Raw genomic sequence first — 7,263 nt, 5'->3', positions numbered from 1 at the left:
GTACTTCTGGTTATTGCGATGGAGGGACGGAGAAGGCTAGGCCAGCTTGGCGTTGGTTGTCCAAGTTTAAGGTGGTAGGCTGAGATCTTAGGTAAATCCGGGATCTTAAGGCCGAGAGCTGATGACGAGTGTTCTTTTAGAACACGAAGTGGTTGATGCCATGCTTCCAAGAAAAGCTTCTAAGCTTCAGGTAACCAGGAACCGTACCCCAAACCGACACAGGTGGTTGGGTAGAGAATACCAAGGCGCTTGAGAGAACTCGGGTGAAGGAACTAGGCAAAATGGCACCGTAACTTCGGGAGAAGGTGCGCCGGTGAGGGTGAAGGACTTGCTCCGTAAGCTCATGCCGGTCGAAGATACCAGGCCGCTGCGACTGTTTATTAAAAACACAGCACTCTGCAAACACGAAAGTGGACGTATAGGGTGTGACGCCTGCCCGGTGCCGGAAGGTTAATTGATGGGGTTAGCTAACGCGAAGCTCTTGATCGAAGCCCCGGTAAACGGCGGCCGTAACTATAACGGTCCTAAGGTAGCGAAATTCCTTGTCGGGTAAGTTCCGACCTGCACGAATGGCGTAACGATGGCGGCGCTGTCTCCACCCGAGACTCAGTGAAATTGAAATCGCTGTGAAGATGCAGTGTATCCGCGGCTAGACGGAAAGACCCCGTGAACCTTTACTATAGCTTTGCACTGGACTTTGAATTTGCTTGTGTAGGATAGGTGGGAGGCTTTGAAGCGTGGACGCCAGTTCGCGTGGAGCCATCCTTGAAATACCACCCTGGCAACTTTGAGGTTCTAACTCAGGTCCGTTATCCGGATCGAGGACAGTGTATGGTGGGTAGTTTGACTGGGGCGGTCTCCTCCTAAAGAGTAACGGAGGAGTACGAAGGTGCGCTCAGACCGGTCGGAAATCGGTCGTAGAGTATAAAGGCAAAAGCGCGCTTGACTGCGAGACAGACACGTCGAGCAGGTACGAAAGTAGGTCTTAGTGATCCGGTGGTTCTGTATGGAAGGGCCATCGCTCAACGGATAAAAGGTACTCCGGGGATAACAGGCTGATACCGCCCAAGAGTTCATATCGACGGCGGTGTTTGGCACCTCGATGTCGGCTCATCACATCCTGGGGCTGAAGCCGGTCCCAAGGGTATGGCTGTTCGCCATTTAAAGTGGTACGCGAGCTGGGTTTAGAACGTCGTGAGACAGTTCGGTCCCTATCTGCCGTGGACGTTTGAGATTTGAGAGGGGCTGCTCCTAGTACGAGAGGACCGGAGTGGACGAACCTCTGGTGTTCCGGTTGTCACGCCAGTGGCATTGCCGGGTAGCTATGTTCGGGAAAGATAACCGCTGAAAGCATCTAAGCGGGAAACTTGCCTCAAGATGAGATCTCACTGGAACCTTGAGTTCCCTGAAGGGCCGTCGAAGACTACGACGTTGATAGGTTGGGTGTGTAAGCGCTGTGAGGCGTTGAGCTAACCAATACTAATTGCCCGTGAGGCTTGACCATATAACACCCAAGCAATTTGCGTCGAAGAGACCAGATTGCGGTGTGTGAAGACGAAACGAACCGAAAGTTCGATGTTCACAAACACCGAAAGCTATCACATACCCAATTTGCTGAAGCGAGGCCATTTGGCCACGACTCAGTACCCGAATTTCTTGACGACCATAGAGCGTTGGAACCACCTGATCCCATCCCGAACTCAGCAGTGAAACGATGCATCGCCGATGGTAGTGTGGGGTTTCCCCATGTGAGAGTAGGTCATCGTCAAGATTAAATTCCGAAACCCCAATTGCGAAAGCAGTTGGGGTTTTGTTTTGCCCGCAGGAAAGTTTCAGCTCGCGACAGGTAATACGTTCACCAACGTATTACCTGCCCCAACCGTCGCTAACCTTGAGCGCGAGAAGTCATGCTACGCGCCGTCGTCCGTTTCAACTTTACCCAGTGCTGCGCTCACGGCGCTGACATGGCGTTTGCCATTCACAACATAACTAAGCCCAGTGGCTTCGGCATCCGGTTTGCGCAATACCAGTTGTGCCGACAATCCTTCCTTTTCGTAGTAGCTGCCGAACCAGTTGATCAACGCGCCGATATAACAATCATTGCCAATGACAACCCCCAGATTCGTGACAACTTCGAGGGTGTAGGGCGCCATGCCATAGCTGTAATAGTCGTTTTCTCCTGCGCCACTGGCCGGGACAGGGCAGAGCGGCGTGTTCGCTGAACTGACTTCTCCCGCCTGCGTCGCTTTGCTTATCGCCCGGTCAAGTGTCTGTTGCAGAGCGGGCTCCAACTCGTAAGTGGTGGTGCCGTCTTCCTTATGTTGAAGGGTGGGCACCTTCAGGTCGTAACGGTAATGAACCGCTATCGTCGGTACCCGATTGTTGATTCTGAGCGGGTTTAGCAAGTAAAGCTGATCAACTCCGTAGGCACCACTGCGATAAGCCGCATACACTTTTCCACGGATACTTATCCATTTTGCTGATTGGTTGGCGCCGCGGTCATTGGTGTGGAACAACGAACTTTCCGCGGCCGGGCTTCTCTTGATGAAACGCTCGCCGGTTCGCCGCCAGGTCTCCGTGTAGGTAAACAGACCTGTGCCGCCGGTGTAGGTATCGACGATAAGGTCGCGCTGACCATCGTCGTCCATGTCCAGCAGGGTGTACGTGGAGTGACCGAAATCGGCAGCGCCGGAAATGTCCGACGTCCTCAGCGCCTGCCACTCGTCTGGCGTGAGACCTGCGGGCTTCGATTTCGGAAAGTGCGTGTCGCTTGGATCATCCTTGTCGACGTCTCCAGAGAACGAGGTCTTGCCCGCGCGGATGCCAAAGGCTTCAAGCGTACGCTCCAGGGCAAACTCCGGATTATCCTTGCTCGCTGCTTGAATGCTGTTGCTCAGTTCATGCATCACTTGCGTATCGAGGTCATCCGGTGGGTAGGCAAGCGCGTCCGTCAACAGTGCCTGAAGGACTTTCAGGCGCTCGTCATAACGCTGATTCAGGCACGAGACATCGTCGGCGCATTCATTGCGAGCCTTTAACCACAGTCGTTGAGTACGTTTCAGTTCGGGCTGTACCTGGGCGGACGCCTTTATTAATGCTCGATAAACAGAGCCCATCTGTACATCTTGTTCATAAAGTCCTTTGCCCGCGCAAACAGTGTTTTCGGCGGCATTCGCCGCTTTTGTGCAATCCATTCCAGCCGCCATTGCCTGCTGAACAAACAGCAGAGCGCAAGCGGACACGATGTAGCGTCCTTTGATGTACACGATGTAAGCCTTGTAGTGGGAAGTTGTCTTGGCGCGCAGGGTAAATGCTCGCAGAGGAATCTTGAAGCGCTGGCTTCAGGGAACCGCACTTCTGGCCGATAACCCATTCGGTGACTTAAAAGTCGCGCGAAATCGCTTGATAGCATTTTGCCGCCAGCTATCATCTGCGCGCCTGAAATTGCCCTCACTTCAATTGCCTGGAAATCTTCGATGCTGTCGTATCACCAAAAAAGTTTTCTGATCGTCGATGATTTCTCGGATTTCCGCAGTTCCGTGCGTTCGATGCTGCGTGAGCTCGGGGTCAAGGACGTCGACACGGCCGATACCGGTGAGCAGGCGCTGAAGATGTGCGCGCAGAAGTCCTACGATTTCATCCTGCAGGATTTCCATCTCGGCGATGGCAAGAAGAACGGCCAGCAGGTGCTCGAAGATCTGATGTCGGAAAAGCTCATCAGCCATGAAGCGGTGTTTGTCATGGTGACGGCCGAGACCAGTCAGGCGATGGTGCTCAGTGCTCTGGAGCACGAACCGGATGCGTACCTGACCAAGCCGTTCAACCGCTCCGGCCTGGCCCAGCGCCTGGAGCGTCTGGAACAGCGCAAGACGTTGCTCAAACCGATTCTACAAGCCCTCGATCGCGGCAAGCCGGTCGAGGTGCTTAACGCCTGCATCGCCCTGTGCAAGCAGGACATTCGCTATTCACCGCTGTGCCTGCGTTATCGCGCCGATGCGCTGCGCGAGATGAATCAGAACGAAGCGCTGGAACGACTCTATGACAGCATCATTGCTGACCGGCCGTTGCCATGGGCATTTGCCGGACTTGGCAAATTGCTGTTCAAGCGTGGCCAAGTGGCGCAAGCCAAGGGCGTTTATGAAAAGGCCCTGAAGGTGTTCCCGATGATGCCGGCGCTGTACGACGGCATGGCCGATGTACTGGTCGCCGAAGGCGATAGCAAAGGTGCGCAACGGGTGCTGGAGGAGGCGATTCGCCTGTCTCCCTTGGCGGTGCGTCGGCAGGCGTTGCTGGGCAAACTGGCGATGGCCAACGAAGACTTCGACACCGCGTCCCGCGCCTATCGTCAGGCCGTAGCGCAAGGCGCGCAGTCGCGCTTCAAGGATCCGGAAAGTAATCTCGGCCTGGCTCACGCGCTGATCAGCAAAGGCAGTGAGCGCGGGCTCGACACGCGCACACGCCTGGAGATCAACACCACGCTCAGTGCGGTGGCCAAAGAAAACCCGAGCGACCCCGGCCTGCAGATTCGCGCGCGTCTGATGAAAGCCACCAGCCTGCTGCTCAACGATGCCGAGACCGCTGACAAGCTCACCGAGCAAGCGCTGATGCGCCTCGACGGCATGGAGCAGTTCATGAGTCCGGAAGCTGCGCTGTTGGTCGCCAAGCAATTGCAGATGCTCGGACAGGCCGAGGCGGGCACCTCGATGCTCAAGAGCTGCGCGGAGATCTACGGTGACGATCCGGCAGTAATGAAAGACATCGCCAAGCTCACTGATGACCCGACTATCCTCAGTTCCAGCAACGCTGCTGCTGACCTCAACCGTCAGGGCGTGCGCGTGTACAAGACCGGCAACCTGGTGGAGGCCCGTGATGTGTTCCGCAAGGCGCTGAAGATGCAACCGAAGAACATCAGTATCGCGCTGAACATGGCCCAGTCGCTGCTCCACGGCACCGACACCAGTGTGCCGTCGGCGGAACTGGAAGAATGTCGGGCCTGCCTGAAAATGGTTGGCCTGATGCCCGACACCGACGCGCGTTTTGCGCGTTATCAGAAGCTGAAAAGCAAGGCGTTTGGCGAATGAACCACGACGAGCAAGCTCTGGATTTTTCTACGGTGATCGCCTCCACCGTCCACGACATGAAGAACTCGCTGGCCATGCTCATGCAGGCCCACAGCCAATGGCTGGCGCGGTTGCCTGAGGCGCAACGGCTAGGCGCGGAGCAAGGCGTGATCGACTTCGAGTTTGCCCATCTCAACGGCATGCTGGTGCAACTGCTCGGGCTGTACAAGCTCGGCGTCAACCAGATGCCGCTGCAACCGGCCTATCACGAACTCGATGACTTTATCGAGGCACAACTGGCGGCGCATCAGGAGGTGTTTGCCAGTCGCGGGATCATCGCCACCTATGAAGTCGATCCGCTGAGCCCGTTGGGCTTCTTCGACCGTGAGCTGATTGCTTCGGTGCTGGGCAACTGCATCAATAACGCCATTCGTTACGCCCGCGAATCGCTGCTGATCACCGTCAGTGACGAGGCCGGGCAACTGGTGCTGAGTATCAACGACGACGGCGACGGTTATCCGGCCGAGATGCTCGAGCGCCAGGCCGATTATGTACAGGGCATCAATCACAGCAGTGGCAGCACCGGGCTCGGTTTGTATTTCGCCAATCGTATCGCGGCGCTGCATCAGCGCAATGGTGTCGAAGGACGCACCGAAATCCGCAACGGCGGACCGCTTGGCGGCGGGGTGTTCAGCCTATATCTGCCGTGACACAGGTTTTTGTTTGACGCTGCTTGATATTCCGAACAGCCGGAGCCTATTTTGTGCGGGTCGCCGTTCGCGGCTCGCACAATAACAAGGATTGCGTCATGACAACCGATGGCCAGCGTTCACTCGCGCAGCGATTGACCGGCATTGATGAGATTGAGTGTGTTACGCCGGATTTGAATGGCGTGCCGCGCGGCAAAGTGATGACCGCTGAGGGTTTCCTCGAAGGGCGGCGTCTGCAACTGGCCCGTGGCGTGCTGTTGCAATGCATCATGGGTGGTTACCCGGCAGCACGGTTTTACGGCAGCGACGACGGCGATCTCGCCCTGATTGCTGACCCGACCCAGATCCATCGTTTGCCATGGAGTGACGACCCGCGTGCCCTGGCGATTTGCGGTGCCGATGAGTTGAGCGGCGAGAGCTCCAACCTGTCGACTCGCGGTCAGCTCAAGAAAGTCATTGCCCGTTATGCCGCGCGCGGCCTGGCGCCGGTGGTGGCGACCGAGCTGGAATTCTTTGTCTTCGCGCCGAATACCGATCCGACCCAGCCGTTCCGTCCGCCAGTAGGCCTTGACGGGCGTCGCGAGGATGGCCAATCGGCGTTCAGCGTCAGTTCCAATAACGGTCTGCGGCCGTTCTTCAACGAAGTCTATAAGTGCATGGCGGCACTCGGTCTGCCGCGCGATACCTTCATGCACGAGATGGGCGTCAGCCAGTTCGAGATCAATCTGCTGCACGGTGATCCACTGCTGCTGGCCGATCAGACGTTCCTGTTCAAGCACCTGCTCAAGGAAGTCGCGCTCAAGCACGGCCTGACCGTGGTGTGCATGGCCAAGCCGCTGGCACACACGCCAGGCAGTTCGATGCACATTCATCAGAGCATCGTCGAGACCGCTAGCGGCAAGAATGTCTTCAGTGATGCGCACGGCGAGCCAACCGCGGTGTTTCGCCACTTCATCGGTGGCCAGCAGGCGGGCATGGCCGATTTCACCGCACTGTTTGCACCTAATGTGAATTCCTATCAGCGCCTGTGCCATCCGTACGCATCACCGAACAACGCCTGCTGGTCGCACGACAACCGGGCGGCCGGCCTGCGAATTCCGGCCAGTTCGCCGGTTGCCCGCCGGGTGGAAAACCGTTTGCCGGGCGCCGATGCGAATCCGTATCTGGCGATCGCCGCCAGTCTGGCTGCCGGTTTGCACGGGATCGAGAATGAGCTGGAACCGAGCGAAGCGATTCAGGGCGAGTTCGCGGTGCCGGACAATCTTGCGCTGCCGTGTACCTTGCACGCCGCGCTCGAACGTCTGAAACGTAGCCAATTGGCGAGGGAACTGTTCGGACAGGAGTTCATCGAAGGCTACATCGCTTCGAAGACCATGGAGTTGACCAGCTTCCTTGATGAAATCACTCCCTGGGAACGACGTGTTCTAGCAGCCCAGGCCTGACGTACCGCCGCCATCGGGCTATCGTTCTGGTAGCCCGATATTTACTGCAAG

Annotated in this window: 4 protein-coding genes and 2 rRNA genes (1 of these 6 cut by a window edge); 5 read left to right on the top strand and 1 reads right to left on the bottom strand. The window is 56.9% G+C overall.

The genetic code is table 11. The features are described from left to right. Together ACOYXH_RS18045 and rrf are read left to right on the top strand one after the other, a co-directional pair. Positions 1 to 1,504 (top strand): 23S ribosomal RNA (locus tag ACOYXH_RS18045); it begins 1,390 nt to the left of the window's first position. A gap of 151 nt (positions 1,505 to 1,655) precedes the next feature. Beyond that, positions 1,656 to 1,771 (top strand): 5S ribosomal RNA (rrf, locus tag ACOYXH_RS18040). Positions 1,772 to 1,910: 139 nt separating this feature from the next. On the opposite strand, the gene ACOYXH_RS18035 is transcribed toward rrf, so the two are convergent. Continuing rightward, positions 1,911 to 3,266: a lysozyme inhibitor LprI family protein gene (locus ACOYXH_RS18035; protein WP_460409855.1), complete on the bottom strand. Its 1,356-nt coding sequence runs from the start codon at positions 3,264 to 3,266 to the stop codon at positions 1,911 to 1,913. Positions 3,267 to 3,476: 210 nt separating this feature from the next. Here ACOYXH_RS18035 and ACOYXH_RS18030 point away from each other — a divergent pair, with 210 nt between their 5' ends. The 3 genes from ACOYXH_RS18030 (at position 3,477) to ACOYXH_RS18020 (ending at position 7,212) form a co-directional block, all read left to right on the top strand. After that, positions 3,477 to 5,081: a tetratricopeptide repeat-containing response regulator gene (locus ACOYXH_RS18030; RefSeq protein ID WP_220556856.1), complete on the top strand. Its 1,605-nt coding sequence runs from the start codon at positions 3,477 to 3,479 to the stop codon at positions 5,079 to 5,081. After that, entirely contained in the window at positions 5,078 to 5,770 is a 693-nt protein-coding gene (locus ACOYXH_RS18025; RefSeq protein ID WP_093442086.1) for a sensor histidine kinase, read from the top strand. The genes ACOYXH_RS18030 and ACOYXH_RS18025 overlap by 4 nt, the downstream gene beginning before the upstream one ends. A gap of 200 nt (positions 5,771 to 5,970) precedes the next feature. Beyond that, positions 5,971 to 7,212, top strand: coding sequence for a glutamine synthetase family protein (locus tag ACOYXH_RS18020; RefSeq protein ID WP_460410884.1), 1,242 nt, complete (start codon positions 5,971 to 5,973; stop codon positions 7,210 to 7,212). Positions 7,213 to 7,263 lie beyond the last annotated feature (51 nt).

This window comes from Pseudomonas sp. Mb7 (genome assembly GCF_054790525.1).
Note: the sequence above shows the minus strand (reverse complement) of the source record. Positions and strands in the feature narration are given on the sequence as shown.